The sequence below is a fragment of the Streptomyces sp. NPDC056224 genome (genome assembly GCF_042267665.1).
Taxonomy (GTDB): Bacteria; Actinomycetota; Actinomycetes; order Streptomycetales; family Streptomycetaceae; genus Streptomyces.
This window is the reverse complement of sequence record NZ_JBHJTK010000005.1, coordinates 73,047-98,237: the sequence shown is the minus strand read 5'-3', so window position 1 is coordinate 98,237 and position 25,191 is coordinate 73,047. Positions and strand designations below refer to the sequence as shown.

24 protein-coding genes, 1 tRNA gene and 1 pseudogene are annotated in these 25,191 nt (G+C 71.5%); 14 read left to right on the top strand and 12 right to left on the bottom strand.

Going from position 1 to position 25,191, the window contains the following annotated elements; genetic code table 11:
- Positions 1 to 91: 91 nt before the first annotated feature.
- The 6 genes and pseudogenes from ACFCZ1_RS09370 to ACFCZ1_RS09345 all read left to right on the top strand — a co-directional run bounded on the left by ACFCZ1_RS09370 (position 92) and on the right by ACFCZ1_RS09345 (position 4,081).
- Entirely contained in the window at positions 92 to 880 is a 789-nt protein-coding gene (locus ACFCZ1_RS09370; RefSeq protein ID WP_376677795.1) for a DUF881 domain-containing protein, read from the top strand.
- Positions 837 to 1,598 (top strand): class E sortase, encoded by a 762-nt coding sequence (locus tag ACFCZ1_RS09365; protein WP_376677794.1) that lies wholly within the window; start codon positions 837 to 839, stop codon positions 1,596 to 1,598. The genes ACFCZ1_RS09370 and ACFCZ1_RS09365 overlap by 44 nt, the downstream gene beginning before the upstream one ends.
- Positions 1,599 to 1,685: 87 nt before the next feature.
- A complete protein-coding gene (locus ACFCZ1_RS09360; protein WP_030011120.1) occupies positions 1,686 to 1,862 on the top strand; it encodes a hypothetical protein in 177 nt (58 codons plus the stop codon).
- Positions 1,859 to 2,497 carry an aminodeoxychorismate/anthranilate synthase component II gene (locus tag ACFCZ1_RS09355; RefSeq protein WP_376677793.1) on the top strand — a complete coding sequence of 213 codons (639 nt, stop codon included), beginning with the start codon at positions 1,859 to 1,861 and terminating at the stop codon, positions 2,495 to 2,497. Before ACFCZ1_RS09360 ends, ACFCZ1_RS09355 begins: the two co-directional genes overlap by 4 nt.
- Positions 2,461 to 3,321: pseudogene (locus ACFCZ1_RS09350) on the top strand (class E sortase); the annotation flags it as partial. The gene ACFCZ1_RS09355 and the pseudogene ACFCZ1_RS09350, both read left to right, overlap by 37 nt.
- A gap of 22 nt (positions 3,322 to 3,343) precedes the next feature.
- On the top strand, positions 3,344 to 4,081 hold the full coding sequence (locus tag ACFCZ1_RS09345) for a class E sortase (RefSeq protein ID WP_376677792.1): 738 nt from the start codon (positions 3,344 to 3,346) through the stop codon (positions 4,079 to 4,081).
- A gap of 267 nt (positions 4,082 to 4,348) precedes the next feature.
- Here ACFCZ1_RS09345 and pknB read toward each other — a convergent pair whose 3' ends face one another.
- The 6 genes from pknB to ACFCZ1_RS09315 all read right to left on the bottom strand — a co-directional run bounded on the left by pknB (position 4,349) and on the right by ACFCZ1_RS09315 (position 12,434).
- Positions 4,349 to 6,361 carry a Stk1 family PASTA domain-containing Ser/Thr kinase gene (gene pknB / locus ACFCZ1_RS09340; RefSeq protein ID WP_376677791.1) on the bottom strand — a complete coding sequence of 671 codons (2,013 nt, stop codon included), beginning with the start codon at positions 6,359 to 6,361 and terminating at the stop codon, positions 4,349 to 4,351.
- Positions 6,362 to 6,580: 219 nt separating this feature from the next.
- Complete coding sequence (locus ACFCZ1_RS09335; RefSeq protein ID WP_376677790.1) at positions 6,581 to 8,047, bottom strand: peptidoglycan D,D-transpeptidase FtsI family protein; 1,467 nt, start codon at positions 8,045 to 8,047, stop codon at positions 6,581 to 6,583.
- Positions 8,044 to 9,468: an FtsW/RodA/SpoVE family cell cycle protein gene (locus tag ACFCZ1_RS09330; protein ID WP_376677789.1), complete on the bottom strand. Its 1,425-nt coding sequence runs from the start codon at positions 9,466 to 9,468 to the stop codon at positions 8,044 to 8,046. The genes ACFCZ1_RS09335 and ACFCZ1_RS09330 overlap by 4 nt, the downstream gene beginning before the upstream one ends.
- Positions 9,469 to 9,499: 31 nt before the next feature.
- Complete coding sequence (locus tag ACFCZ1_RS09325) at positions 9,500 to 11,002, bottom strand: PP2C family protein-serine/threonine phosphatase (protein WP_376677788.1); 1,503 nt, start codon at positions 11,000 to 11,002, stop codon at positions 9,500 to 9,502.
- A gap of 93 nt (positions 11,003 to 11,095) precedes the next feature.
- On the bottom strand, positions 11,096 to 11,593 hold the full coding sequence (locus ACFCZ1_RS09320) for an FHA domain-containing protein (protein WP_376677787.1): 498 nt from the start codon (positions 11,591 to 11,593) through the stop codon (positions 11,096 to 11,098).
- 10 nt (positions 11,594 to 11,603) lie between these two features.
- The gene (locus ACFCZ1_RS09315; RefSeq protein WP_376677786.1) at positions 11,604 to 12,434 is read right to left on the bottom strand and encodes an FhaA domain-containing protein; all 831 of its coding nucleotides are present in this window, start codon (positions 12,432 to 12,434) and stop codon (positions 11,604 to 11,606) included.
- Between the two features lie 293 nt (positions 12,435 to 12,727).
- Here ACFCZ1_RS09315 and ACFCZ1_RS09310 point away from each other — a divergent pair.
- The 6 genes from ACFCZ1_RS09310 to ACFCZ1_RS09285 all read left to right on the top strand — a co-directional run bounded on the left by ACFCZ1_RS09310 (position 12,728) and on the right by ACFCZ1_RS09285 (position 18,290).
- A tRNA-Leu gene (locus tag ACFCZ1_RS09310) sits at positions 12,728 to 12,810 on the top strand.
- 333 nt (positions 12,811 to 13,143) lie between these two features.
- Positions 13,144 to 14,817 (top strand): sensor histidine kinase, encoded by a 1,674-nt coding sequence (locus tag ACFCZ1_RS09305; RefSeq protein WP_376677974.1) that lies wholly within the window; start codon positions 13,144 to 13,146, stop codon positions 14,815 to 14,817.
- Positions 14,818 to 14,837: 20 nt separating this feature from the next.
- Positions 14,838 to 15,485, top strand: a complete 648-nt coding sequence (locus ACFCZ1_RS09300) for a response regulator (RefSeq protein WP_376677973.1) — start codon at positions 14,838 to 14,840, stop codon at positions 15,483 to 15,485.
- Between the two features lie 53 nt (positions 15,486 to 15,538).
- A complete protein-coding gene (locus tag ACFCZ1_RS09295; RefSeq protein ID WP_376677785.1) occupies positions 15,539 to 16,939 on the top strand; it encodes a DUF2252 domain-containing protein in 1,401 nt (466 codons plus the stop codon).
- 82 nt (positions 16,940 to 17,021) lie between these two features.
- Positions 17,022 to 17,855: a J domain-containing protein gene (locus ACFCZ1_RS09290; RefSeq protein WP_376677784.1), complete on the top strand. Its 834-nt coding sequence runs from the start codon at positions 17,022 to 17,024 to the stop codon at positions 17,853 to 17,855.
- Between the two features lie 90 nt (positions 17,856 to 17,945).
- Positions 17,946 to 18,290: a rhodanese-like domain-containing protein gene (locus ACFCZ1_RS09285; RefSeq protein WP_376677783.1), complete on the top strand. Its 345-nt coding sequence runs from the start codon at positions 17,946 to 17,948 to the stop codon at positions 18,288 to 18,290.
- A gap of 12 nt (positions 18,291 to 18,302) precedes the next feature.
- Here the strand turns inward: ACFCZ1_RS09285 and ACFCZ1_RS09280 are convergent, their stop codons facing one another.
- The 6 genes from ACFCZ1_RS09280 to paaA form a co-directional block, all read right to left on the bottom strand.
- Positions 18,303 to 19,451 (bottom strand): acyl-CoA dehydrogenase family protein, encoded by a 1,149-nt coding sequence (locus ACFCZ1_RS09280; protein ID WP_376677782.1) that lies wholly within the window; start codon positions 19,449 to 19,451, stop codon positions 18,303 to 18,305.
- A gap of 89 nt (positions 19,452 to 19,540) precedes the next feature.
- Positions 19,541 to 20,644: a 2Fe-2S iron-sulfur cluster-binding protein gene (locus ACFCZ1_RS09275; RefSeq protein WP_376677781.1), complete on the bottom strand. Its 1,104-nt coding sequence runs from the start codon at positions 20,642 to 20,644 to the stop codon at positions 19,541 to 19,543.
- The gene (gene paaD / locus ACFCZ1_RS09270; protein ID WP_376677780.1) at positions 20,645 to 21,151 is read right to left on the bottom strand and encodes a 1,2-phenylacetyl-CoA epoxidase subunit PaaD; all 507 of its coding nucleotides are present in this window, start codon (positions 21,149 to 21,151) and stop codon (positions 20,645 to 20,647) included.
- On the bottom strand, positions 21,145 to 21,891 hold the full coding sequence (paaC, locus tag ACFCZ1_RS09265) for a 1,2-phenylacetyl-CoA epoxidase subunit PaaC (protein WP_376677779.1): 747 nt from the start codon (positions 21,889 to 21,891) through the stop codon (positions 21,145 to 21,147). Before paaC ends, paaD begins: the two co-directional genes overlap by 7 nt.
- A complete protein-coding gene (gene paaB / locus ACFCZ1_RS09260) occupies positions 21,888 to 22,172 on the bottom strand; it encodes a 1,2-phenylacetyl-CoA epoxidase subunit PaaB (RefSeq protein WP_030817166.1) in 285 nt (94 codons plus the stop codon). Before paaB ends, paaC begins: the two co-directional genes overlap by 4 nt.
- Positions 22,169 to 23,206 (bottom strand): 1,2-phenylacetyl-CoA epoxidase subunit PaaA, encoded by a 1,038-nt coding sequence (gene paaA / locus ACFCZ1_RS09255; protein ID WP_376677778.1) that lies wholly within the window; start codon positions 23,204 to 23,206, stop codon positions 22,169 to 22,171. The genes paaB and paaA overlap by 4 nt, the downstream gene beginning before the upstream one ends.
- Positions 23,207 to 23,281: 75 nt before the next feature.
- On the opposite strand from paaA, the gene ACFCZ1_RS09250 reads away from it, so the two are divergent.
- Positions 23,282 to 24,016 carry a DUF5819 family protein gene (locus ACFCZ1_RS09250; protein WP_376677777.1) on the top strand — a complete coding sequence of 245 codons (735 nt, stop codon included), beginning with the start codon at positions 23,282 to 23,284 and terminating at the stop codon, positions 24,014 to 24,016.
- 50 nt (positions 24,017 to 24,066) lie between these two features.
- Entirely contained in the window at positions 24,067 to 25,182 is a 1,116-nt protein-coding gene (locus ACFCZ1_RS09245) for an HTTM domain-containing protein (protein ID WP_376677972.1), read from the top strand.
- Positions 25,183 to 25,191 lie beyond the last annotated feature (9 nt).

Here is a 25,191-nt window from a genome sequence, read left to right as displayed (position 1 = left end):
GAGGGGCTCTCCTGTCGATGCGCTGGGGACCTTGCCTGCCCCGGGCGTCCGTTAGCGTAGTGGACCTGTGGCGTTGAAGGAGAAGGGTACGTTGAGCAATTCCGACGACTCCTCCGCGGGTCCCCGTCGCCGGGCCAGGCCGGTCCGGCTGCTGACCGCCGCCGTCTTCGCCCTGGCCGGGCTGCTCTTCGTCACCAGTTTCAACACCTCCAAGGGTACGAACATCCGGACGGACGCCTCGCTCCTCAAGCTGTCGGACCTCATCGAGGAACGCAGTCAGAGCAACGCGGAGCTGGAGGAGAGCCTCGGACCGGTACGCCGGCGGGTGGACTCCCTCGCCGAGCGCGACGACGGCAGCACCAAGGCCGAGGACGCGAAGCTGGCCGCTCTGCGCGCCGCGTCGGGCACCGAGGAGCTGTCCGGCAAGGGTCTGACGGTCACCCTCAACGACGCGCCGCCGAACGCCACCGCCCGGATCCCCAACGTGCCCGAGCCGCAGCCCAACGACCTGGTGATCCACCAGCAGGACCTCCAGGCCGTGGTGAACGCCCTCTGGCAGGGCGGGGCCCAGGGCATCCAGGTCATGGACCAGCGGCTGATCGCCACCAGCGCGGTCCGCTGCGTGGGCAACACCCTGATCCTCCAGGGCCGCGTGTACTCGCCGCCGTACAAGGTCTCGGCGGTCGGCGACCCGGGCGCGTTGCGCAAGGCCCTCGCCGCCTCCCCGGCCCTGCAGAACTACCAGCTGTACGTGAACGCGTACGGGCTCGGCTGGAAAGTGGACGAGCACAAGGCGCTGACACTTCCCGGCTACTCCGGCACAGTGGACCTCCACTATGCGAAGCCGCTGGCCCCGTCCTCCGAGACGAGTTCGCCCTGACGCCGTACTGCGCCTGGTGGTACGGACGTTCAGCGAGGTGTGCCTGACGGCGGGCACGCTGATCGTGCTGTTCGTCGCCTACGTCCTGCTGTGGACCGGGGTCAAGGCCGACCGGGCCATGGACGGCGAGATGGCCCGGCTGCGCGACCACTGGGCCGCGGGCCCGGCGGAGGCCCCGGCGGCCACCCCGGCCGCCGCGCCGTCGCCGGAACCGTCCCCGTCCCCGTCCGCGGCCCCGGCGGGCTACCCCGCCGGCCGGGCCTTCGCCGAGATGTACATCCCCCGCTTCGGCCCGGACTGGAACAAGCCCGTCCTGGAGGGCACGGACACCGAGCTGCTGAAGAAGGGCCTCGGCCACTACGCCGGCACCGCCGGGCTCGGCGCCATCGGCAACTTCTCGGTGGCGGGCCACCGGCGCACTTACGGAGACCCCTTCAAGGACTTCCCCGGACTGCGCCCCGGTGACGCCGTGATCCTCAAGGACGCGACGACCTGGTACACGTACACGGTGCGCGGCGGGCCGCTGCGCACCGTGCCCACGGACGTCGGGGTCGTCGACCCTGTGCCCCGGAAATCGCCGTTCACGGCCCCCGGCCGGTACCTGACGCTGACGACCTGCGACCCCGAGTGGGGACACAGCCACCGGCTGGTCGTGTGGGCGGAGCTGACCGGCACGCGCCCCGTGGGGCGGGGCGGGCCGGAGGGTTTGCCGAGGTGACTCTCCCGGCCGGGCCGCTGCCTTTAGTCTGTTCGCGTACCGCCCCTGCGGTGCGGGGAACGATCGTGGACGAAAAGGGAAGACGGAATGTACGGCTGGATCTGGCGGCATCTGCCGGGCAACGCGTGGGTACGCGCGCTGATCTCACTCGTACTGGTCCTCGCGGTGGTGTTCGTGCTGTTCCAGTACGTCTTCCCGTGGGCCGAACCGCTCCTTCCGTTCAACGATGTGACGGTGGACGAGGGATCGGGAGCCACTCCGTGAGCGCGCGCATTCTGGTCGTGGACAACTACGACAGCTTTGTCTTCAACCTGGTCCAGTACCTCTATCAGCTCGGCGCCGAATGCGAGGTGCTGCGCAACGACGAGGTCGAGCTCTCGCACGCGCAGGACGGCTTCGACGGGGTGCTGCTCTCCCCCGGCCCGGGGACGCCGGAGGAGGCGGGGGTCTGCGTCGACATGGTCCGCCACTGCGCGCAGACGGGCGTGCCGGTCTTCGGCGTCTGCCTCGGAATGCAGTCGATGGCGGTGGCGTACGGAGGGGTCGTGGACCGGGCGCCGGAGCTGCTGCACGGCAAGACCTCGCCGGTGGTGCACGAGGGCCTCGGCGTCTTCGCCGGCCTGCCGTCGCCGTTCACCGCGACCCGCTACCACTCCCTCGCCGCCGAGCCCGGGACCCTCCCCGACGAGCTGGAGGTCACGGCACGCACCGAGGACGGGATCATCATGGGCCTGCGCCACCGGGAGCACGACGTGGAGGGTGTGCAGTTCCACCCCGAGTCGGTGCTGACGGAGTGGGGCCACCGGATGCTCGCGAACTGGCTGGTGCGGTGCGGTGACGCGGGTGCCGTGGAGCGCTCGGTGGGGCTGGCCCCGGTGGTGGGCAAGGCCGTCGCGTGACCGCGCTCGCGCCGTCCGCGCCCACAGGGGGCCGGGCCGCGCGGCGCAGGGCAGCTCAGGAGGCCGCGAAGCGGGCCGCCAGGAACACCCGGAGGCGGGGCGGGCGGCGGCGCAGGCGGCCGGCCTCGGGCGGCCCGGTGGTCATCGCGAGCCGGCTCGGCGGGGAACTGTTCATCACGCTGGGCCTGGTGATGCTGCTGTTCGTCGCCTACCAGCTCTGGTACACGAACATCGTGGCGGAGCGGGCGGCGAACGGGGCCGCGGGCTCGCTCCAGCAGACGTGGCAGCGGGACCCGGACGAGGCCGGGCCCGCCGCCCCGGTGGTGTCGGCGTTCGAGCCGGGCCAGGGGTTCGCGATCCTGTACATCCCGAAGCTGGACCTGAAGGTGCCGGTGGCGGAGGGGATCAGCAAGCCGAAGGTGCTGGACCGGGGAATGGTCGGGCACTACGGGGAGGGTGCGCTCAAGACGGCGATGCCGGCGGACGCGCAGGGCAACTTCGCCGTGGCGGGCCACCGCAACACCCACGGGGAGCCTTTCCGCTACATCAACCGGCTGGTGGCGGGGGATCCCGTCGTGGTCGAGACGCGGGACGCGTACTACACGTACGAGATGACCTCGGCGCTGGCGCAGACACCGCCGACGAACGTGTCCGTGCTGAAGCCCGTGCCGGAGGGATCGGGGTTCACCTCGGCGGGCCGGTACATCACGCTGACGACCTGCACTCCGGAGTTCACCAGCACCTACCGGATGATCGTATGGGGCAGGATGACCGATGAACGCCCCCGCAGCCAGGGCCCTCCGCCCGCGCTGAACAGCCCGTAGCCGCCCTAAGGACGAATCAGCAGTGTCTCGTGCCCGCCGCCGCGCCGCGGCCCCGCCCGCAGGCCGCCGCAGTGTGCTCGCCGGGTTCCTGAGCCTGCTGGGCGAGGCCCTGATCACGATCGGCCTGGTCCTCGGCCTGTTCGTGGCCTACTCGCTGTGGTGGACGAACGTGCTCGCGGACCGGCAGGCGTCGGCCCGGGGCGACGCGATCCGCCAGCAGTGGCAGACGCCGGGACCGGAGGCCTCGAAGCCCGCGGAACCGGGGGCGCTGGACACGAAGGACGGCATCGGCTTCCTGCACGTGCCGGCGATGAGGAACGGCGAGGTGCTGGTCAAGCCGGGCACGGAGCCGGACGTCCTCAACGACGGGGTCGCGGGCTATTACAGGGACCCGGTGAAGTCGGCGCTGCCGTGGGACGCGAAGGGGAACTTCTCCCTCGCCGCGCACCGGGACGGCCACGGCGCGAAGTTCCACAACATCGACAAGGTGAAGAACGGCGACGCGATCGTCTTCGAGACCAAGGACACCTGGTACGTGTACAAGGTCTTCGCGGAGCTCCGGCAGACGTCGAAGTACAACGTGGACGTGATCAGCCCGGTCCCGAAGGAGTCGGGCAGGACCGCCCCGGGCCGCTACATCACCCTGACCACGTGCACACCGGTGTACACGTCGAAGTACCGGTACGTGGTGTGGGGCGAGCTGGTCCGCACGGAGAAGGTGGACGGCAAGCGGACGCCGCCCGCGGAGCTCGCCGGCTGACTTCCCTCGGGGAGGCCGGTCACGCGGCCGCGGAGGGTCACCCCTGCAGAACCCCGGGCCTCAGGAAGGCCCCTGTGGACGGCTGTGACGCCTCCCGGGGCGGCGATGACCCGATGGGGCCAAGGCGTCGCGGGTGAAGGCGCACGCGACCGCACAGAAGGTCGCGTCGGCCTCGTGTAGGACGGTCGCCACGCCCTCGGCCCCGTGGAAGCGTCGAAAAAGGTCCGGCCCCTCTCCACGGAGAGGGGCCGGACCTTTGTGCTGCTGCTAGCGGCGGCCGCCGCCGGTCAGGCCTCCGAAGAGGCCGCCGTCCTGCTGGCCGCCCTGCGTCGTGAAGACGTTGACCACCGAGCCGGTGTTGACCGGGAAGCCGGCGGGCGGGTCGGACTGGAACACCACCGCGTTGTCGTCCGTCGGGCCGTTGATGACCCGGCCGAACGTCAGGCCCTTGGACGCCAGTTCCTGCTTCGCCTGGGCCACGGTCCTGCCGGCCAGGGTCGGCACCTGGGTCTGCTGCGGCGCGGCCTTGGAGATCGTGATGTTGACCGTCCTGCCCACGTCGAGCTGCTCACCGGGCTGGTTGCCCTGATCGACGACGGTCCGCGGGGCGGCTCCGGGGAAGTCGATCTCGGTGACGGAGCCGAGCTTGAGCTTGACCGCCTTGAGCGCCTTCTCCGCGTCGTCCTTGGTCTTGCCCTTCAGGTCCGGGACGACCGACTTGGCCTGCTCCTTGGCGACGGTCAGCGTGATGACGCTGTTCTTCTCCGCCTCGCCACCGGTCTTGGGGGTCTGGTCGATCACGATGCCGGGGGTGCGCTCGGACTCCTGGAGCTTGCGGTCGACCTGGAAGCCCTTTTCCTTCAGTGCCTTCTCGGCCTCTTCGAATTTGAGGCCGAGGACGTCGGGGACCGACACCTTGGGCGCGCCCGAGGAGACCGTCACCGTGACGGTGGAGTCCTTCGCGACCTTGGTATCGGCCACCGGGTCCTGCTTGCAGACGATGCCCTTGGGCTGGTCGCAGGCTTCGTCGGCACCCTTGACGACCTTGAGGCCGACGTTCTCGCCGCTCTTCTGCGCCTGCTCGAGGGTCGAGCCGATGAGCTTGGGCACGCTGGGCCGGTTGTCGGCGGTGTTGTTGAAGAGGGAGCGGCCGATGAGGATCGCGCCGACCAGGACGAGGATGCCGGCCACCACGAGCAGGATCGTGGAGACCCTGCTCTTCTTCTGGCGGCGGTGCGGCCCCTGGTCGTAGCCACCGGGGCCCTGGTCGCCGTACCCGTAGCCGCCGTCGCCCGGGGGCATGGGCGGCATCATCGAGGTCTGGCCGGATTCGGTGGCGCGCAGGGCGGTGGTGGGCTGGTCGTAGCCCTGGTGTCCGTAGCCGCCCTGGTCGGGGTAGCCGTAGCCGGACGCGCCCATGGAGGCGGCGGCGGCGACGGGCTGGCCGTCGAGGCAGGCCTCGATGTCGGCACGCATCTCGTCGGCGGACTGGTAGCGGTAGTCGGGGTCCTTGACCAGGGCCTTCAGGACGATCGCGTCCATTTCGGGCGTGATCTCGGGATCGAAGTTCGACGGCGGCTGCGGTTCTTCGCGTACGTGCTGGTAGGCGACGGCCACGGGGGAGTCGCCGACGAACGGGGGCCGTACGCAGAGGAGTTCGTAGAGCAGGCAGCCCGCGGAGTAGAGGTCGGAGCGCGCGTCGACCTGCTCGCCCTTGGCCTGCTCCGGGGAGAGGTACTGGGCGGTGCCGATGACGGCCGCCGTCTGTGTCATGGTCATGCCGGAGTCGCCCATGGCGCGGGCGATGCCGAAGTCCATGACCTTGACCTGGCCGGTGCGGGTCAGCATCACGTTGGCGGGCTTGATGTCGCGGTGCACGATGCCGGCGCGGTGGGAGTACTCGAGGGCCTGGAGGATGCCGATGCACATTTCCAGGGTGCGTTCGGGCAGCAGCTTGCGCCCGGAGTGCAGCAGCTCGCGCAGGGTGGACCCGTCGACGTACTCCATCACGATGTACGGGATGGAGATGTTGTCGACGTAGTCCTCGCCGGTGTCGTAGACGGCGACGATCGCCGGGTGGTTCAGCGACGCGGCCGATTGGGCCTCGCGCCGGAACCGGGCCTGGAAGGACGGGTCGCGGGCGAGATCGGCGCGCAGGGTCTTGACGGCGACGGTACGGCCGAGCCGGGTGTCGTGGGCGAGGTAGACCTCGGCCATGCCACCGCGGCCGAGCACGTGGCTCAGCTCGTACCGGCCGCCGAGGCGACGCGGCTCTTCCATAACGTTGCAGCCCTCTCCGTCAGTCCCGACCGCACCTGTGTGTGGTCCGGCGGTGTGCTGTTCGCGCAAAGGCTACCGGCCGATCGTCTGTGATCGGTTCGCGGCCACAGGCTGATACTGGACCGGTACCGTACGCCCGGATCCGGCCGGGATCAGTGATGTGGATCACTGTGCTCCGGCGGTCCGTCGCCCCTGGATCGTTCCGGGACGATCGCTTGGTCATCGCTGGCTCTTCAGTACGGCTTCCATGACCGCCTTGGCGACCGGAGCGGCGAGGCCGCCGCCGCTGATGTCGTCGCGGGCGGTGCCTTCGCTGTCCTCGATGACGACGGCGACGGCGACGGGCGAGGAGCCGTCCGGGTTCTCGGCGTAGGAGATGAACCAGGCGTAGGGGCGCTTCTTGTTGCCCTCGCCGTGCTGGGCGGTGCCGGTCTTGCCGCCGACCTTGACGTTGTTGATCTTCGCCTTGCCGCCGGTGCCGCTGTCGACGACGTTGACCATCATCTCCTGGACCTTCTGCGCGTTGGCGGCGGAGAGCGGCCGGCTCATCTCCTGCGGCGAGTGCTTCTCGATGACGTCGAGGTTGGGCGCGGTGAGCTGGTCGACCATGTAGGGCTTCATCAGCTTGCCGTCGTTCGCGATCGCCGCGGTGACCATGGCCATCTGGAGCGGGGTGGCGGCCGTGTTGAACTGGCCGATGGCGCTCTGCGCGTTGCCGTCCTTGCCCATCTTCTTGTCGTAGACGCTGGCGAAGGCGCGGACGGGAATGTCGATCTTGTCGTTGTTGAAGCCGAACTTCTCGGCGGTCTCCACCATCTTGTCGCGGGTGACCTTGTCGCCCATGTTCGCGAAGACGGAGTTGCAGGAGATGCGCAGGGCCTCGTTGAGGCTGGCCTTGTCGCAACCGGCGTGGGAGTTCGGCAGCTGGGTCTTGGTGCCCGGCAGGAAGTACGGCTCCGGGGTGTCGGTCGGGTCGTTGATCTCCTTGACGACGCCGTGTTCGAGCGCGGCGGCCGCGGTGACGACCTTGAAGGTGGAGCCCGGCGGGTAGGTCTCGCGCAGGGCGCGGTTGACGAGGTTCTTGTCCTCGCTGTCCTTCAGTTCGACCCAGGCCTTCTCGTCGGTCTTGGAGTTGCCGGCGAAGCGGGAGGGGTCGTAGGAGGGGGTGGAGACCAGGGCGAGGACGGCGCCGGTGCGCGGGTCGATGGCGGCGACCGCGCCCTTGTTGTTGGCGAGCTTCTCGAAGGCGGCCTTCTGGGCGGCCGGGTTGAGGGTGGTGACGACGTTGCCGCCCTGCTTCTTCTCCCCGGTGAACATGCCGATGGTGCGGTCGAAGAAGAGCCGGTCGTCGTTGCCGGTGAGGATGCCGTCTTCGAGGGATTCGAGCTGGGTGGAGCCGAAGGCCTGCGAGGCGTACCCGGTGACGGGGGCCCACAGGGGGCCGTCCATATAGGTCCGCTTGTACTTGTAGTCGCTGCCGTCGGTGACCGTCGAGCCGGTGATCGGTTCGCCGTTGACGATGATGTTGCCGCGTTCGGTGGCGTACTGGGCGATCTGGACCCGGCGGTTTTCCTTGCGGGTGCTGAGTTCCTCGGCCTGGACGTACTGCAGCCAGTTGGTGCGGATCAGCAGCGCGAGGACGAGCAGCCCGCAGAACAGCGAGATGCGGCGCAGGGGCTTGTTCATGACGGGCGGACCACCTGGGTCATCTCGGAGTCGGGGGACGGGGCGGGGGCCGGGGCAGGTCGGCGTGCGGTGTCGCTGATCCGGATGAGGACGGCGATGAGGATCCAGTTCGCGAGGACGGAGGAGCCGCCGGAGGCGAGGAAGGGCATGGTCATGCCGGTGAGGGGGATGAGGCCCATGACTCCGCCGGCGACGACGAAGATCTGGAGGGCGAAGGCGCCGGACAGGCCGATGGCGAAGAGCTTGCCGAAGGGGTCGCGGGCGGCGAGGGCGGTGCGGACGCCCCGCTCGATGATGAGGCCGTAGAGCAGGAGGAAGGCCATCACGCCGGCGAGGCCGAGCTCCTCGCCGACGGTGGAGAAGATGAAGTCGGAGTTGGCGGCGAAGCCGATGAGGTCGGAGTTGCCCTGTCCCCAGCCGGTGCCGAGGACCCCGCCGGAGCCGAAGCTCATGATCGACTGGCCGACCTGCTCGCAGGCTCCGGACTTGGAGTAGCAGGCGAAGGGGTCGAGCCAGGCGTTGACGCGGGCCTTGACGTGGCTGGCGGTGGCGCCGACGACGGTGGCTCCGCCGACCGACATGAGCAGGCCGATGACGATCCAGCTGGTCCGCTCGGTGGCGACGTACAGCATGATCACGAACATGCCGAAGAAGAGCAGCGAGGTGCCGAGGTCGTTCTCGAAGACGAGGACGAGCAGGCTCATCGCCCAGATCATCAGGATCGGGCCGAGGTCGCGGCCGCGCGGCAGGTAGAGGCCCATGAAGCGGCGGCTGGCCAGGGCGAGGGCGTCGCGCTTCACCATGAGATAACCGGCGAAGAAGATCGCGATGACGATCTTCGCGAACTCGCCGGGCTGGATGGAGAAGCCTCCGACGCTGATCCAGATCTTGGCGCCGAAGACGTCCGCGCCCAGGCCCGGGATGACGGGCAGGATCAGCAGGACCAGGGCGCCGGCCATGGAGATGTACGTGAACCGCTGCAGGACGCGGTGGTCCTTGAGGATCAGCAGGACGGCGGCGAACAGGGCGATGGCGACCGCCGTGTACATCATCTGGCGGGGCGCGGAGGGGGTGAAGTTGCCGAAGGAGCGCTTGGCGAGGTTCTGCAGCCGCTCGGACTGGTCGAGGCGCCAGATCAGGACGAGGCCCAGCCCGTTGAGGAGGGTGGCCAGCGGCAGCAGCAGCGGGTCGGCGTACTTCGCGTACCGGCGTACGACGAGGTGCGCGATCCCGGCGAGGGCGCCGAGGCCGAGGCCGTAGAGCACCATGCCGGGGGGCAGCTCGCCGTGGATCGACAGGCCCACGTTGGCGTAGGCGAAGATCGGGATGACCACGGCGAAGGCGAGCAGCAGGAGCTCGGTGTTCCGCCGGCTCGGCAGCTCGATGGCGCCGATGGTGGTCGTGTTGGTGACAACGCTCATGGTGTGGCAGGCCCCCTGTGCCCGCGAGTGTCTACTGCTTGCCGCAGAGGCTGACCACTTGCTGCTCCGCGGGAGTCAGAGTGGAGCCCGGTGTCTGGTTCTGCGCCTCGGCGTTGCGGCGTTCCTCGTCCTTCTTGCAGGCGGAGACCTGTACGCCGAGGTCGTCGAGCTTCTCGCGGGCGACGTCGAGGCTGCCCTCGCTGATGGTGGCCTCGACGAGCTTCCGCTTGAAGGGCGGCAGGTACTTCAGTTCGATGTCGGGGCGGTCGGTCTCCACCTTGGAGAGCTCCAGCGGTCCGAGTTTCGGGCTGATGCCGCGGAAGAGCGCGACGTGCTCGCCCTTCACGCCGACGTAGAACTGCGTCTGGGTCCAGCGCCAGCCGGCGTAGAGGCCGCCGCCGACGGCGCCGGCGACGAGGAGCAGGACCAGCGTACGGGTGGTCCACTTGCGCCCTTTGCCGCGGCGTCTGCGGGGGTGGTCGTACGTGTCCTCGTAGCCGGAGTCCGCGTCGTAGGACTCGGCTTCGCCGAAGCTGCCGTAGGCGCCGCCCTGGCCCTGGTCGCCGTATCCGTAGCCGCCCGCCTCGCCGCTGCCGGGGGGGCCGAAGGCGCCGGCGGGCGGAGCGGCCTGGCGGCCGAGGCCCGAGGCACGGCCGGCCGGGGTCTCCATGGCGTTGCCGCCGTCGAAGAGCTGGTGCTGGTTCTCGGCGACCGCGCCGACGACGACGGGGGTGTCGCTGACCTGGGCGGCGAGGGTGTCGCCGCTGTCGGTGTCGAGCACGTCGGCGACGATGCAGGTGATGTTGTCGGGTCCGCCGCCGCGCAGGGCGAGCTGGATGAGCGACTGCACGGTCTCGCGGGGGCCGTGGTAGTCGGCGAGGGTCTCTTCGAGGGTCTGGTGGGAGACCACGCCGGAGAGTCCGTCGGAGCAGATGAGGTAGCGGTCGCCGGCACGGACCTCGCGGATGGAGAGGTCGGGTTCGACGATGTCGCCGCTGCCGAGTGCCCGCATCAGGAGGGAGCGCTGCGGGTGGGTGGTGGCTTCCTCTTCGGTGATGCGGCCCTCGTCGACGAGGCGCTGCACCCAGGTGTGGTCCTGGGTGATCTGGGTGAGGACGCCGTCGCGGAGCAGGTAGGCGCGGGAGTCTCCGACATGGACGAGGCCGAGGCGCTGGCCGGTCCACAGCAGGGCGGTGAGCGTGGTGCCCATGCCCTCGAGCTGGGGGTCCTCCTCGACCATGACGCGCAGCTGGTCGTTGGCGCGCTGCACGGCCGTGGCGAGGGAGGTGAGGATGTCGGAGCCCGGGACGTCGTCGTCGAGCTGCACGAGGGTGGAGATCACCTCGGAGCTCGCGACCTCGCCGGCGGCCTGGCCTCCCATGCCGTCGGCGATCGCGAGGAGACGGGGTCCGGCGTAGCCGGAGTCCTCGTTCCCCTCACGGATCATGCCTTTGTGCGATCCGGCGGCGAACCGCAGGGACAGACTCATGCGCACCTCGCCGGTCGGCTCCGGGTACAACCGGTCTCGAGCCACACTGCCCACCCTCCGGTCGGGAGCGCGCACGTGTCCGTGTCCTCGGTGGGACGGATCACCGCCGCGCGCTCGCTCCGCTCGCTCATTCTCGTACTACTTCCGCAGCTCGATGACGGTCTTGCCGATGCGGATCGGGGCGCCCGGCGGAATGGGCGTCGGGGTGGTCAGCCGGGTCCGGTCGAGATACGTGCCGTTGGTGGACCCGAGATCCTCGACGATCCACTGGCCGTCCCGGTCGGGGTAGATCCTGGCATGGCGGCTGGACGCGTAGTCGTCGTCCAGCACGATCGTCGAGTCGTGGGCGCGGCCCAGCGTGATCGTCTGGCCGGCGAGGGCCACCGTGGTTCCCGTGAGGGTGCCCTCGGACACGACGAGCTTGGTGGGCGCACCGCGGCGCTGGCGCTGCTGCGGTGGCGCGGCCTGGCGCCCCGGCTGCTGCGGGGCGGTGCCCGCGCCGCCGCGGCGGGAGCCGCGCTGCGTCACTCTCGTTCCGAAGAGGTCGCTGCGGATGACCTGTACGGCCACGATGACGAACAGCCACAGAACGGCTAGGAAACCCAGCCGCATGACCGTCAGGGTCAGCTCTGACATTGCCCCCGCTTCACCCTTCGGCTTGCCGGTAAATGATGGTGGTGCTGCCCACGACGATCCGCGAGCCGTCGCGGAGCGTAGCGCGGGTGGTGTGCTGCCCGTCCACCACGATGCCGTTGGTGGACCCGAGATCCTGGATCGTCGAGGGCGTTCCGGTCCGGATCTCACAGTGCCGGCGCGAGACGCCGGGGTCGTCGATCCGCACGTCGGCTTCCGTGCTTCGGCCGAGTACGAGCGTGGGGCGCGAGATCTGGTGGCGGGTGCCGTTGATCTCGATCCAGTGGCGCTTGGGGGCGCCGGAGGCCGCGGCCGCGCCGGGTCCGCCGGGGGCGGGCCGCCGGGCGCCGGATCCGCCGGGGGGCGGGGCGCTGGGCATGGGCGGTGCGGCGACCGGGGGGTAGCCGTAGCCGCCCTGGACCGATGCACCGCCCTGCTGCCGGCCCTGGGGGGCCTGCGGCTGGGAGGTGCTGGCGGCGAGGGTGCGGCTGCGGACCCGGTAGAGACCGGTGTCGAGGTCGTCGGCCTTCTCCAGGTGGACCTTGATGGGGCCCATGAAGCTGTAGCGCTGCTGCTTGGCGTAGTCGCGGACGAGGCCCGCGAGCTCGTCGCCGAGCTGCCCGGAGTAGGGGCTCAGGCGGTCGTAGTCGCCGGCGCTGAGTTCGACGATGAAGTCGTTGGGGACGACGGTCCGCTCGCGGTTCCAGATGGTGGCGTTGTTGTCGCACTCCCGCTGGAGGGCTCCGGCGATCTCCACCGGCTGGACCTCGGACTTGAACACCTTGGCGAAGGTGCCGTTCACCAGACCTTCGAGTCGCTGCTCGAACCGCTTCAGAACTCCCATGGGGCACCTCCTCCGTCGTTGTCGCCCTGTACTGCTTACTGATCGTATCCACGCGTGGCGGATTCGGGTGGTTCCCCATCGGTCCTGTGCGGACGAGTGTTGGTCCTCACAAGGGATCGTAGGGGCGCCCCAAGGACAGTGTCCCGCACCAGGAGCGGAGTGCGGGAGGGGCCGTCCCGGGCGGTGTGCGGGGGTGCGGGGAAAGCGATGTGATTCCACCCCGTCCTCCGTGCTAATGTTTCGACGTCGCCAGGGGAACGGCCCGAAAGGGAAGATTCACTGGGGCGCCGCTCGGGCGAGTGGCGGAACGGCAGACGCGCTGGCTTCAGGTGCCAGTGTCCTTCGGGACGTGGGGGTTCAAATCCCCCCTCGCCCACATCGACGAAACGGTCGTCATCGCGAAAGCGGTGGCGGCCGTTTCGTGTTGTGCGTTCGCGGTCCCGGTCGACGGGTGGGCCGGGGGCGGTGGACGTGACGTAGACCACGGTGGGCGGCCGTCGCTGACGCGTGGTCAGGCCCGGGGGCCGGGGTCGCCGTCGCGCCGGGTCCGGGCCGCCGTCGTGCCGGGTCAGACTTTCGCGGCCGGCTCTACGCCCGCGGCTCGACGTTCGTCGTGACCGGCTCGACTTTCGTCGCGCGGGGCGCGACGAAAGAGGGCGGCCGGGGGTGCGGCGGGATGTCTAGGGTCAACCGCGTGGATGCGAAGGCGATGACGCGTGCGGGCCGGGACTGGCTGAAGGGGCCGGAGCCCTGGACCGGGCGGATGCTGGCGGGGGATCTGGCGCTGGCCGGGATCCTGGCCCTGCTCGGCCTGGGCGTCGAGGAGCTCGACAAGGGCTCCGGGCGGCGGATGCTGGCGAGTGCCGTGGTCGTGCTGGCGCTGACCCTGCTGCGGCGGCGAATACCGTCGACGACGCTCGTGGCGGGCTCGGCGGTGAGCGCGTTCCTGCCCGGCACGGTCCTGATCACGGCTCTGCTGGGCTGGTCGGCGGGGCGACGGATCGTCGGGGTGGGCCGGGCGGGGGCCGCCTTCACCCTGGCGTTCCTGGCGTCGGTCGGGCTGAGCGTGGTGCACGAGTGGGCGCAGATGCGGCCGCTCCTGGTGGTCGTGTTCTCCACGCTGATGTTCCTGGCGACGACGGTGATGCCGGGTCTGGCCAGCCGGTACTGGTCGCAGCGCCGGACGCTGCTGCGTGCGCTCCAGGAGCGCAACGGGCAGCTGCTGCGCGAGCGGGCGATGGTGGCCGGGCAGGCGAGGCTGCGCGAGCGGCAGCGGATCGCCCAGGACATGCACGACAGCCTCGGCCACCAACTGGCGCTGATCTCGGTGCACACGGGTGCGCTGGAGGTGGATCCGAAGATCACCGACCGCCAGCGCGAGGCGGTGGGGGTGCTGCGCCAGGCGTCGGTGGCGGCGATGCACGAGCTGCGGGAGGTCGTCGGCATCCTGCGGGACGGGGTCGAGGCGCCGGTGCCCGTGGAGGAGGCGGCGCAGCCCGCGGCCCGCGGGGTGGCCGGCATCGCGGGGGTCGTGGAGGCGGCGCGGGGCGCGGGGACCGATGTGCGGATGTCCGTCTCGGGCCAGCCGCGGCCGCTCGTGGCGGCCTGCGACCACGCCGCCTACCGGATCGTGCAGGAGGCGCTGACGAACGCGTACAAGCACGCTCCGGGGGCCCCGATCACGGTGGAGCTGCGGTACGAGGACGACTCGCTGGTGGTGGAGATCGCCAACGGTCCGGCGGCCGGTCCCGGGGCCGGTGAGGTGGTGTCGGGCGGGCAGGGGCTGACGGGACTGCGCGAGCGGGCCCGCCTGGTCGGCGGGATGGTGTACGCGGGAGCGGTCGAGGGCGGCGGGTTCCGGGTGGCCGGAGTGCTCCCGTACGGGGCGGAGCCCGCCGGGGTGGAGGACGTCGCCGACGACTTCGGCCAGCAGGCGCAGGCCCGGGGGCTGCGGGGCGGGCCGCCGATGGACTGGGACGCGGTGGACCGGGAGCTGGCCGTACGGGTGCGCAGCCGCAGCGGCGGTTTCGCGCTGGGCTGTGGCATCGCCTTCGCGGCCGTGGTGCTCATGGTGATCGTGCTCGGTGCGGCGGTGGCCCTGCTGGTCGGCTCGATGAGCGATGCGCTGCTCGACCGGGACGAGTTCGACGCGGTGCGGGTGGGCGAATCGGAGCAAGCCGTGCGGGACCGGCTGCCGAGCGGTGAGAGCTTCCTGACCGCCGGGGCGGAGGGCAAGGGGCCGCCGCGGCCGGAGGGCTCGCAGTGTCTGGCGCTGCTGGCGGGCGACGACGGCTCGGGCTCCTTGGGGACCGACCTGATTTTCCGGTTCTGCTTCAAGGACGGCAAGCTCGTGGACAAGCAGGCTTACGAGGTCAAGCAGTAGGAGCGCGGGTGCAAGCCGAAGTGATCCGAGTGGTGATCGCCGATGACGAGCCGCTGATCCGGGCCGGGATCAGGATGATCCTGACGTCGGCGCCGGACATCGAGGTCGTCGCGGAGGCGGTGAACGGGCGGGAAGCGGTGGACCTGGCCCGCGCACACGCGCCGGACGTGGTGCTGCTGGACATCCAGATGCCGGTGATGGACGGGCTGACCGCGCTGGGGGAGCTGGGGCGGGCCGTGCCGGAGGTGCGGGCGCTGATCCTGACGACCTTCGGGGAGAAGGAGAACGTGCTGCGGGCGCTGGGCCAGGGCGGTGCGGGGTTCCTGCTGAAGGACTCGGCGCCGGGCGAGCTGATCGGGGCCGTCCGGGCGGCCGCGGCCGGGGACGCGTACCTCTCGCCGTCGGCGACGCGCCACGTGGTGGACCAGCTGGCGTCGGGGAAGGCGGTGGCGCGCGGCGAGGAGGCCCGGCGCCAGGTCGCGGCGCTGAGCGAACGCGAGCGTGGGGTCCTCGCGCTGCTGGGGGAGGGCCTGTCGAACGCGGACGCGGGGCGGCGGCTGCACATGAGCGAGGCGACCGTGAAGACGTACGTGAGCCGGATCCTGGCGAAGCTGGGCTGCGAGAACAGGGTGCAGGCCGCGCTGCTGGCCAGGGACGCCGGGCTGTAGATACCGTCAGCCCGTTCCGGAAGCGATCAGATGTACGGGTGGGGGCGGCGCGCATGGCGACGGTAGCGGGGTATCGGATACCGGAAGTGACGGGGTTCGCGCCGCGGGTGGTGGCCGGCTCGCCGAAGGAGGAGGGCAAGGCGCTGCGCGGGCGCGTGCCGCGGGCGGCGCACGCTGCCTTCGAGGCGCCTGCCGGGCGCCCGGACGCCGTGCGGGCGGTGGAGGAGTCCAATGTCGGCCGGGTTCCCGAACTGGCGCCGATCCGGGTGGGCCGGATGGCCGCGAACCCCTTCGCGTTCCTGCGCGGGGCGGCCGGGCTGATGGCCCACGACCTGTCCGGCGGTCCGGTGACCGGGATCGGCGCGCAGATATGCGGGGACGCGCACGCGGCGAACTTCGGACTGTACGGGGACGCGCGCGGGCGGCTGGTCATCGACCTGAACGACTTCGACGAGACCGTGTTCGGTCCGTGGGAGTGGGACGTGAAGCGGCTGGCGGCCTCGCTGGTGCTGGCCGGCCGGGTGGCGGGCGCGGACGAGGACACCTGCCGGGCGGCCGCGCTGGACGCGGTGGGCGCCTACCGGCGGACCATGCGGCTGCTGGCCCGGCTGCCCGCGCTCGACGCGTGGAACGCCATCGCGGACGAGGAACTGGTCTCGCACACCGATGCCCGCGATCTGCTGGGCACGTTGGAGCGGGTCTCGGAGAAGGCCCGCAACAACACCTCGGCGCGGTTCGCGGCCAAGTCGACGGTGGTCGCGGCGGACGGCAGCCGGCGTTTCGTGGACGCGCTGCCCGTGCTGCGGCGGGTCGGGGACGGGGAGGCGGCGGCCGTGGCGGCCGCGCTGGGACCGTACCTGCACACGCTCCAGGGAGACCGGCTGCCACTGCTGGCCCGGTACGCGATCCACGACGTGGCCTTCCGCGTGGTGGGGACGGGGAGCGTGGGCACGCGTTCGTACGTGGTGCTGCTGCTGGACCACCGCGGCGAGCCGCTGGTGCTGCAGGTCAAGGAGGCGCGCCCCTCGGTGCTGCTGCCGCACCTGCCCGCGCTGGGCTTCGTCTCGGCGCCGGAGGAGCACGAGGGGCGCCGGGTGGTGGCCGGACAGAAGCGGATGCAGGTGGTCTCGGACATCATGCTGGGCTGGACCACGGTGGAGGGCCGGCCCTTCCAGGTGCGGCAGTTCCGCAATCGCAAGGGCAGCGTGGATCCGGCGGCGCTGGCCGTCGACCAGATCGACGACTACGGGCGGATGACCGGGGCCCTGCTGGCCCGGGCGCACGCGCACAGCGTCGACCCGCGGCTGCTGGCCGGGTACTGCGGGAAGAACGAGGAGCTGGACGAGGCGATGGCCGCCTTCGCCGTGGCCTACGCGGACCGGACCGAAGCCGACCACGCCGACCTGGTGGCGGCGGTCCGCAGCGGGCGGATCGCGGCGGAGACCGGGGTCTAGAGCCCGTCGCGACGGCTGTCTCGCGGGCGGACCGTGTTTCACGTGAAACATGGTCCGCCCGGGGTGGCCGTAGGCTGGCCGGGTGAGCGAGCAGACCGAGCAGACAGTCCCTGGCGAATCCGGCGATGTGGGCGAGGAGCGTCCCGAGGCGCGCTTGGAGCGGGCCGTGCGGGCCGCCGAGCAGGCGCTGATCGAGTTCGAGATCGCGGTGGAGACCTTCCGGGTCGAGGTGGAGAACTTCTCCCGCCTGCACCACCAGAAGCTCGGCCCGATGTACTCGCGGCTCGACGAACTGGACGCCCTGATCGCCGAGGCCAGGGCGGCCCGTACCGGCGATCCGGAGGATCTGCGGCGTGCGCGGGACGCGCGGTCGCTGGTGATGCCGATGCCCGGGGTGGACGAGCTGTTCCACGACTGGCTGGACTCGGACGGGATCTCCGACGATGCGGCCGCGATGCTCACCGACCGGCCCGTGCGGCCGCCGGAGCGGGTGCGCCCCTCGGAGGAGGTGCGCCGCCTCTACCGCGAGCTGGTCCGCAAGGCCCACCCGGACCTCGCCCAGGACGACGCGGAGCGGGAGCGCCGCGACGCCTTCATCGCGCGGGTCAACGCCGCGTACGGGCGGGGTGAGGAGCAGCTGCTGCGCGAGCTGGCCGAGGAGTGGGCGGCCGGTCCGGCGCCCGAGGAGGCGGCGCCCGGCGGGAGCGGGGAGCTGTATGCCCGCCTGGAGTGGCTGGCGCGCCGCAAGGAGCTGCTGTCGCTGGTGGCCAAGGAGCTGGAGGACAGCGCGATCGGGTCGATGCTGAGGATGGCGCCCGAGGACCCGGACCGGCTGCTGGAGGAGATCGCGGAGCAGCTGCTGGCGCAGGTCTCCGAGCGGGAGGCGGAGCTGGCCGCGGCGCTCGCCGCGCAGTGACCCGGTGGGTCCGGGGCGCCGGCGGGCTGAATCCCGCCGGGTGCGTCGGATAGGTTGGCAGCACATCCGTGACGAGAGAAGGCGACAGCTATGAACTTCGGACCGCTTCCCTCGGTGGACGCTGCCGCGGTGCCCTCCGAAGGCTTGGTCCTCGACGTCCGTGAGGACGACGAATGGGCTGCCGGCCATGTCGAGGGTGCGCTGCACATCCCGATGAGCGACTTCGTGGGCCGCTTCGGTGAGCTGACGGAGGCGGTCGAGGACGGCCGCCGGGTGTACGTGATGTGCCGGGTCGGCGGCCGCTCCGCCCAGGTCACCCAGTACCTGGTGCGCCAGGAGATCGACGCGGTGAACGTCGACGGCGGCATGCAGGCATGGGACGGCGCCGGGCGCCCGATGGTGACGGACAACGGGAACCCGGCCTTCGTGCTGTAGTCGCAGCCGCTGTCAGGCGAGGGGGTGGGCGGCCAGCAGGTCGCCCAGGGCTTCCTCGTGCGCGGCGGCCGGCCCGAGCTGGAGCTCCAGCTGCTTGGCCCACGCGTGGTAGCGGTGCAGCGGGTAGTCGGTGTCGGCTCCGAAGCCGCCGTGCAGGTGCTGGGCGGTCTGCACGACCCGGCGCACACCCTCCGAGGCCCAGATCTTGGCGACGGCGACATCACCCGAGCTGGGCAGCGGGCCGCCCGCGCCGCCGGTCGCCGCGTCGAGCCGCCATGCGGCCTGCCAGAGGGTGACCTCCATGGCGCGCAGGTCGATGTAGCGGTCGGCGGCCTGGACGGCGACGGCCTGGAAGGTGGCCACCGGGAATCCGAACTGCTCGCGCCTGCTCGTGTACTGGCTGGTCATGGCGAGGACGCCCTCTCCGAGGCCGAGCGCGAGGGCGCAGGTCCCGGTGGCGAGGAGCTGGCGGAGCCGGTCCCAGGCGCCGGGGGCGTCGATGAGGTGAGCGCGGGGCACCCGTACGCCGTCCAGGGCGAGTTCGGCGAGCCGCTCCCCGCTGGTGGAGACCTGCTCGGCGAGGGCGAGGCCTTCGGCGGTGCGCGGGATCAAGGCGAGGACGGCCCCGCCTTCGCCGGTGTGGGCGGGTACGGCGATCCAGTCGGCGCTGTGCGCCCAGGGAACGGCGGTCTGCGTGCCGTCCAGGATCCAGTCGCCGCCGACGCCCTCGCGGCGGGCGGTGACGGCGAGTTCGGCCGGGTCGTGGCCGGAGAGGCCGTGCGCGGCGGCGGTGAGCACGAGGCTCCCGCGCCCGGCGCCGGGCAGCAGGGCGGCGGCCAGTTCGGGGCTGCCGTGGGCCTGTATGGCCATGGCGGCGGCGCAGTGTTCCAGCAGTGGCACCCGGGCCAGTACCCTCGCGGCTTCGCGCAGCACCAGGCACAGCGCGATGGCGTCCAGGCCGGCGCCGCCGTGCTCCTCGGCGAGGACCAGGCTCAGCAGGTCGGATCCGGCGAGCCTGGCCCACAGCCGACGGTCGAAGTCGTCGGCGACGGCTCCCGGGGTGAGCGCGGGACTGGGCACGCCGTCGGGCGCGACGTCCGCGAACACGGCCCGGGCCGCCTCGACGGCCGCCTGCTGCTCCTCGGTGAAGGTGAAGTCCACTGCCGGTCCTCCCGTTCTGATCTGACGGGGCGTCAAGATAGAGCAGGTTCTCTGAAATGGACAGGCCTGGAAGACGGACGGGGCCGGGGCTACCGGTCGAAGTCGATCTCCACGTCCTCCGTCACCGGGTGCGACTGACAGGCCAGCACGAACCCGGCCTCGGTCTCCTCCGCCTCCAGCGCGAAGTTCCGCTCCATCCGGACCTCTCCCGCCACGAGGAACGCCCGGCAGGTGCCGCACACCCCGCCCTTGCAGGCGTACGGGGCGTCCGCGCGGTTGCGGAGCACGGCGTCCAGCAGGGATTCCCCGTCCTGGACCGGCCAGGTCCCGGAACGGCCGTCGAGCCGTGCGGTGACCCGTCCGTGGGAGGGGGCGGGCCCGGACGCGGCGGCGCGGGCCGGCGCCGTGATGTCCTCGACGTGGAAGATCTCCTCGTGCACCCGGGTCCGTACGACGCCGAGGGCGCCCAGGGCCCGCTCCGCCCCCTGGACCAGGCCGTATGGTCCGCACAGGAACCAGCCCGTCACGTCGGCGACCGGCAGCAGCGCGGGCAGCAGGGCGGCCAGGCGCTCCTCGTCCAGGCGCCCGGAGGGCAGGCCGGATTCCTGCTCCTCCCGGGAGAGGACCGTGACCAGCTGGAACCGCGCCGGATACCGGTCTTTGAGGTCGGCGACCTCCTCCAGGAACATCGTCGACGCCGCCGTGCGGTCGCTGCGCACGAGGCAGAAGCGGGCGTCGGGGCGGGCGGCCAGCAGGCTCGCCGCGATGGACAGCACGGGGGTGATCCCGCTGCCGCCGACGATCGCCGCGTAGTGCGCGGCGGCGGGTGCGGCGGCCGGGTCCAGGACGAACCTGCCGGCCGGGACCATCACGTCCAGCACGTCGCCGGCGGCGATCTCCTTGTGCGCGAAGGTGGAGAACTCGCCGCCCTCCACCAGGCGCACCCCGACCCGCAGCTCCGCCGGGCCGGGGCCCTGCGGCCCCGGGGCGGGGGAGCAGATCGAGTAGGTGCGGCGGATCTCCTCACCCTGTGCGGCGGCGCGGCGCAGGGTGAGGTGCTGGCCGGGGGCGTGCCGGTAGTCCTCGCGCAGCTCCTGCGGGACCCGGAGGGTCAGGGCCACCGAGTCGTCGGTGAGCCGGTCGACTGCCGCCACCGTCAGCGGGTGGAACGCGCCGTGGCGGGGTGCAGCCATCTACAGCTCCTTGAAGTGGTCGAACGGTTCGCGGCAGGCGGTGCAGCGGCGCAGCGCCTTGCAGGCGGTGGAGGAGAACCGGCTGAGCAGCTCGGTGTCGGTCGATCCGCAGTGCGGGCAGCGGACCGACAGGGTGAGCGGGACCGGCCCGTCGGCCGCGTGGGGGCGCGGCGGGGCGATGCCGAACTCGGCGAGCTTGCGCCGGCCCTCGGCGCTGATGTCGTCGGTCGACCATGCGGGGGCCAGCACGGTGGTCACCCGCACCTTGGGTATGCCGTGGCCGGTGAGGGCCCGCTCGATGTCGGCGGACATGGCCTCGATGGCGGGGCAGCCGGTGTAGGTGGGAGTGAGGGTGACCTCGGCGTGGCCGTCCTCGTAAACCCGCACCCCCCGCACCACGCCGAGCTCGCCGAGGGTGAGCACGGGCAGCTCGGGGTCCGGAACGGAGCCGGCCAGCTCGGTCAGCTCCGCCTCCAGGCGGGTCGTCCCGGCGCCGGCGGTCACCACGACGCCCCCGGGTGGCTGCGGTGCAGGTGCTGCATCTCGGCGAGCAGCCGGCCGAAGGGCTCGGTGTGCAGGCCCTGCCGTCCGGCTCCGGCCGCCCAGGCGCCGGTGCGCGGCCCCTCGGGCAGTGCGAGCCCGGCCCGCTCCAGTACGCCGGTCAGCGAGGCGAGCCAGCGCTCTTCCAGGGCGGCCCAGTCCAGGCCTTCGAGTCCCTCCACCGGCTGGAACATCTCCCCGGTGTACTTCCACAGGGCGTCCAGGGCGGCCCGCATGCGGCCGCGGCTCTCCTCGGTGCCGTCGCCGAGCCGCAGGGTCCACTGCTCGGCGTGGTCGCGGTGGTAGGCGGTCTCCTTGACGGCCTTGGCCGCCAGCGGGGCGATCGGGCCGTCCCCGCGCGCCAGTTCCGCGTAGAGCTCGTGCTGGTGGAGGGAGAAGTAGAGCTGCCGGGCGATGGTGTGGGCGAAGTCGCCGTTGGGCTGCTCGACCAGCTGGAGGTTGCGGAAGGAGCGCTCCTCGCGCAGGAACGCCAGCTCGTCCTCGTCGCCGGCCATGGACAGCAGGATGCGGGCCTGGCCGAGCAGGTCGAGGGCGATGTTGGCGAGCGCGACCTCCTCCTCCAGGACGGGTGCGTGCCCCGCCCATTCGCCGAGGCGGTGGGAGAGGATCAGGGCGTCGTCGCCGAGGGCGAGGGCCGCCGCCGTGGTCGCCCCGGTGGTCGCGGCGGTGGTGTCGGTGCCGGTCACAGGTGGCTCACCCCCTCCGGGATGTCGTAGAACGTCGGGTGCCGGTAGGGCTTGTCGGCGGACGGGGCGAAGAACGGGTCCCGCTCGTCCGGCGAGGAGGCGGTGATCTCGGTGGAGGGCACCACCCAGATCGAGATGCCCTCGTTGCGCCGGGTGTAGAGGTCGCGGGCGTTGCGCAGGGCCATCTCCGCGTCGGGGGCGTGCAGGCTTCCCGCGTGCGTGTGCGACAGACCACGCCGCGAACGCACGAACACCTCCCACAGTGGCCAGTTCTGCGTCATACCCGTGCCTCCTCGTTCTTCTCGGCGTGCTGTGCCGCCTGCTTCTCCGCATACGCCGCGGCCGCGTCGCGCACCCAGGCGCCTTCCTCGTGTGCCCTGCGGCGCTGGCTTATGCGCTGCTCGTTGCACGGACCGTTGCCCTTGAGCACGTTCCAGAACTCCGCCCAGTCGATGGCGCCGAAGTCGTGGTGCCCGCGCTCCTCGTTCCACTTCAGGTCCGGGTCGGGCAGGGTCAGGCCGAGGGCCTCGGCCTGCGGGACGGCGATGTCGACGAACCGCTGGCGCAGCTCGTCGTTCGAGTGCCGCTTGATCCGCCAGGCCATCGACTGCGCCGAGTGGGCCGACTCGTCGTCCGGCGGGCCGAACATCATCAGCGAGGGCCACCACCAGCGGTCGACCGCGTCCTGGGCCATCGCGTGCTGCGCCTCGGTGCCCTTGGACAGGGTCATGAGGAGCTCGAAGCCCTGGCGCTGGTGGAAGGACTCCTCCTTGCAGATCCGGACCATGGCGCGCGCGTACGGCCCGTAGGAGCAGCGGCAGATCGGTACCTGGTTGGTGATCGCCGCGCCGTCCACGAGCCAGCCGATGGCGCCGACGTCGGCCCAGGTCAGGGTCGGGTAGTTGAAGATCGAGGAGTACTTCTGCTTGCCCGCGTGGAGCTTGTCGAGCAGCTCGTCGCGGCTGGTGCCCAGGGTCTCGGCCGCGCTGTAGAGGTACAGCCCGTGGCCCGCCTCGTCCTGCACCTTGGCCATCAGGATCGCCTTGCGGCGCAGCGAGGGCGCGCGGGTGATCCAGTTGGCCTCGGGCTGCATTCCGATGATCTCGGAGTGGGCGTGCTGGGCCATCTGGCGGACGAGGGAGGCGCGGTACTCCTCGGGCATCCAGTCGCGCGGTTCCACGCGCTCCTCCGCCGCGACGGCCGCGTCGAAGGCCGCCGCGAGCTGTGCGCCCAGATCAGCAGCCATGTCCGTCCCATCCGTCCCGTCTGTCCCGAGGGCCGTTTCCGGCCCCGTCTCCGGGGTCACTGCAACCATCCCGGCCCCTTGTCCGTGTGTGTCGGCCGGCCGTCTGGCCACCCGACCGACCGATCGTTCGGTTCATCCTCTTCAATGGTGAGACGGCGGCCCGTAGGGTGTCAACCTCTGAGGTCAACCCTGTGGACGCCGGACGATCGGGGCGGGATGGATTCGAACGAGCACGAGCCCGCCGGAAGGGCCGCTCCGCCACCCCCGAGGGCGCCCGGAATAGCGGGTCTGTCCACCCCGTACCGGATCGTCGCCGCGCTCGCCCTCGGGGCTGTCGCGGTCGCCACCTGCGGACATCTCGTCCTGGTGTTCCTGCACGTCGCCCCGGCGAACACGGTGAGCCGGCAGCACGCGAAGACGGTCGACGGCTGGATCTACCCCGAGTTCGAACAGAACTGGAAGCTCTTCGCCCCCAATCCGCTCCAGCAGAACATCGCGGTGCAGGTGCGCGCCCAGGTGCGCACCGCCGACGGCGAGCTCACCACCACCGACTGGCGCGACCTGAGCGCCGAGGACGGCGCGGCCATCCGGCACAGCCTGCTGCCGAGCCACACGGAACAGAACGAGCTCCGCCGGGCCTGGGACTTCTTCACCGGCTCGCACGACGAGGACAACAAGCCGAACGGCGAGCGCGGCACGCTGTCCGAGGCGTACCTGCGGCGGATCGCGGTGGACCGGCTCACCCCGGCCCACCCCGGCGGGCGCCTCCTGCGGGTCCAGCTGCGCTCGGCGACGCGGGCGGTGGACGCGCCCGAGTGGAGCGGCGAGAAGACCGACACCCAGACCTACTACCGGGAGCTGCCGTGGTGGACGGTGTGAGACTCCGGGCCTCCGCGGGGCGGGCGCTGGCGAAGGCCACCGGACAGGCCATGGGCCCGTACCAGAGCGCCGTGATCCGCATCGGTTTCGCCGGGACCTGGCTCTTCTTCCTGCTGCGCGAGTTCCCGCAGCGCGGCGAGCTGTACGGGCCGGACGGGCCGTGGAGCTGGGAGCTGGCGCAGCGGCTGATCGCCTCCAACGGGGCCTTCACGGTGCTGATGTGGTCCGACTCGACGCTGTGGTTCGAGATCGTCTACGCGGTGTCCGTGCTGGCGAGCGTGGGGCTGCTGCTGGGCTGGCGGACACGGGCCACGTCCGTGGTGTTCATGGCCGGGGTGCTCTCGCTGCAGAACCGCAGCGTGTTCATGGGCGACGGCGGGGACAACGTCATCCACCTGATGGCGCTCTACCTGGTCCTGACCCGGTGCGCGCAGGTGTGGTCCCTGGACGCGCGGCGGTCCCGGCTGCGCGGTTCGGCCTGCGCGGGGGCCGCCGGGCCGGCGCTGTGGGCGGTGCTGGGCGCGGTGTTCGCGTACGGGGCGGTGACCGGGCGGTTCAGTGACGGCTGGCTTGCGGCCTTCGCGGCGGTCTGGGTGGCCTGCGCGCTGTGGTGGGTGGTGGACCGGTACGAGCCGGAGGGACAGGGGCGCGCGACGCTGGACGTGCTGGCCAACCTGCTGCACAACGCCGGGATGCTGGTGATCATGGCAGAGGTCTGCCTGATCTACGCGACGGCGGGCTGGTACAAGATCCAGGGTTCGCGGTGGCAGGACGGGACGGCGCTGTACTACCCGCTGGGGCTCGACTACTTCACCCCGTGGCCGGGGCTGTCGGCGCTGCTGGCGAGCAGCGGGACGCTGGTGATGCTGCTGTCGTACGGGACGGTGGCGGTGCAGGTGGCGTTCCCGTTCACCCTGTTCAACCGGCGGATCAAGAACGTGCTGCTGGGCCTGATGATGCTGGAGCACGCCGGGATCGCGGTGCTGTTGGGCCTGCCGTTCTTCTCCCTGGCGATGATCGCCGCCGACGCGGTGTTCCTGCCGACGGTGTTCCTGGTCTGGCTGGGCGCCCGGGTCGCCGCGCTGCGGCCCCGCCGGGGTCCGGTCCTGGCGGCCCCGCCGGACGCCGAGCCGGCCCCGGTGTCCGCCGGGTCCGCCCTGACCTGACCTGCGGCG

Bases quoted from the DNA above. Each gene is read 5' to 3' on its own strand.
- ACFCZ1_RS09365 (WP_376677794.1), top strand. From the start codon at position 837: ATGCGAAGCCGCTGGCCCCGTCCTCCGAGACGAGTTCGCCCTGACGCC.
- ACFCZ1_RS09360 (WP_030011120.1), top strand. From the start codon at position 1,686: ATGTACGGCTGGATCTGGCGGCATCTGCCGGGCAACGCGTGGGTACGC.
- pknB (WP_376677791.1), bottom strand. From the start codon at position 6,361: ATGGAAGAGCCGCGTCGCCTCGGCGGCCGGTACGAGCTGAGCCACGTG.
- ACFCZ1_RS09335 (WP_376677790.1), bottom strand. From the start codon at position 8,047: ATGAACAAGCCCCTGCGCCGCATCTCGCTGTTCTGCGGGCTGCTCGTC.
- ACFCZ1_RS09330 (WP_376677789.1), bottom strand. From the start codon at position 9,468: ATGAGCGTTGTCACCAACACGACCACCATCGGCGCCATCGAGCTGCCG.
- ACFCZ1_RS09320 (WP_376677787.1), bottom strand. From the start codon at position 11,593: ATGTCAGAGCTGACCCTGACGGTCATGCGGCTGGGTTTCCTAGCCGTT.
- ACFCZ1_RS09315 (WP_376677786.1), bottom strand. From the start codon at position 12,434: ATGGGAGTTCTGAAGCGGTTCGAGCAGCGACTCGAAGGTCTGGTGAAC.
- ACFCZ1_RS09305 (WP_376677974.1), top strand. From the start codon at position 13,144: ATGACGCGTGCGGGCCGGGACTGGCTGAAGGGGCCGGAGCCCTGGACC.
- ACFCZ1_RS09295 (WP_376677785.1), top strand. From the start codon at position 15,539: ATGGCGACGGTAGCGGGGTATCGGATACCGGAAGTGACGGGGTTCGCG.
- ACFCZ1_RS09285 (WP_376677783.1), top strand. From the start codon at position 17,946: ATGAACTTCGGACCGCTTCCCTCGGTGGACGCTGCCGCGGTGCCCTCC.
- ACFCZ1_RS09275 (WP_376677781.1), bottom strand. From the start codon at position 20,644: ATGGCTGCACCCCGCCACGGCGCGTTCCACCCGCTGACGGTGGCGGCA.
- paaB (WP_030817166.1), bottom strand. From the start codon at position 22,172: ATGACGCAGAACTGGCCACTGTGGGAGGTGTTCGTGCGTTCGCGGCGT.
- paaA (WP_376677778.1), bottom strand. From the start codon at position 23,206: ATGGTTGCAGTGACCCCGGAGACGGGGCCGGAAACGGCCCTCGGGACA.
- ACFCZ1_RS09250 (WP_376677777.1), top strand. From the start codon at position 23,282: ATGGTGAGACGGCGGCCCGTAGGGTGTCAACCTCTGAGGTCAACCCTG.
- ACFCZ1_RS09245 (WP_376677972.1), top strand. From the start codon at position 24,067: ATGGGCCCGTACCAGAGCGCCGTGATCCGCATCGGTTTCGCCGGGACC.